The organism is Caulobacter sp. P1_B12_2, from assembly GCF_056406675.1.
Map to the genome: position 1 here is coordinate 1 of NZ_JBFTZS010000679.1, position 1,648 is coordinate 1,648.

At 72.4% G+C, this 1,648-nt stretch carries 1 protein-coding gene; it reads left to right on the forward strand.

Annotated features, from left to right (window positions below):
* Window positions 1–1,648 (forward strand): beta strand repeat-containing protein (locus tag AC1DZ6_RS24800; RefSeq protein ID WP_477099756.1); only part of this gene is annotated, 1,648 nt, incomplete at both ends.

Genomic DNA, 1,648 nt, shown 5'->3' on the forward strand with positions numbered 1-1,648 from the left:
GGCGGCTACGGCCTCGACACCCTGACGCTCGACTCGACGAACGGCGGCAGCGTCTCGTCCAGCCAGTTCGTCAACTTCGAGATCTTCAGCCAGATCGGCGGCGGCAGCCTGACCTATTCCGGCAGTTTCCTGGGCGGCCCGATCCGCATCGACGGCGGCGGCGCGGTCGTGGCGGCAGGGACCAGCGTCTCGACGCCTGGCGGCGTGACCTTCTCCGGCGGCGCGCTGTCGGAAACGATCACCATCGCCGGTTCGATCGCGGGCGGCGTCTCGCTGGGCGGCGGCGTCGACACGGTCACCAACCACGGCTCCATCGGCGGCGCGGTGATCCTGGGCGCCGGCGACGACATCTACACCGAGAGCACCGGCGCGACGCTCGTCGGCGCCCTCGACGGCGGCACGGGGACCGACACCTATATCGCCGAACTGGCCGGCGCCCGCTTCGGTCTGCATGCGCGCACCGGCTTCGAGAACCTGGGCGTGACGGGCTCGGGAACCCTGACGCTGGCGCTGGACCAGGACTGGAGCGCGATCAGCCTGGCGGGGACCAACCTGTCGGTCACCTCCGCCGGCCATGCGATCGGCCGGATCTCGGGCGGCGACGCGGCCGAGGTGGTGAACCTGGACGCCGATGTCGCCCAGGTCGCCCTGGGGGGCGGCGACGACAGCCTGACCCAGGCCGCCGGCCAACTGGCCGGGGCCTATGCCGGCGGCGCGGGCGCCGACACGGTTCACTTCACGAACGCCACGCCCGTGACCGTCGCCGGCTCGCTGAGCGGCTTCGAGACGGTCGTCCTGGACGGCGGCCAGATGACCGTCTCCGGCGTCCTCGGCGCGACCGGCGACACCACGACGTTCAGCGGCGACGCCGGCCAGACCCTGTCGATCCTGTCGACCGGCGTGCTGGCGGGCACGGTCGACCTCGGCGCCGGCGACGACCTGTTCGCCCTGGCGGCCGGCGGCCAGCTGGTCGGCACGGTCCTGGGCGGCGCGGGGAACGACAAGGTCGCCATCGACCTTCTGTCCGACCTGTCGCTGCGCGGCGACCAGTTCCAGCAATTCGAGACGCTGCAGGTCACCGGCACGGGCGCGCTGAACTTCACGGGCGGCGCGGCCAAGTTCGATCACCTGGTCACCAACAGCAAGGACCTGACCCTGGCGGCAGGCTCCAGCCTGAACGCCGGCGACCTGAAGCTGGACGGCGCGGCCAACACCATGACCGTGAGCGGATCGTTCTCCGGCGCGCTCGACCTGGGCGCCGGCGACGACGTCCTGCGCATGACCACCGGCGGAACCTTCACGGGTTCGGCCGAGGGCGGCGCGGGCTCCGACAGGCTCGAGCTGGCGCTGGGCGGCACGGACGYGGCCCCGACCGCGCTGGGCGCCACGCCGTTCAACGGCTTCGAGACCCTCAGCCTGCAGTCGGGCGTGGTCAGCGTTTCGGGCAATTACGGCTTCGACACGATCGAGGTCCGCAACGGTCGCCTGATCGGCCTGGCCGGTTCGCGTCTGGCGGCGTCGACCGTCAACGTGGCCCAGGGCGCGACCTTCGGTTCGGCCGGGGCGGTGACCGGCGACATCACCGTGGCCGGCACGCGCAGCCCCGGCGCTTCGCCGGGCACGATGACGGTGACGGGCGACGTCGCCC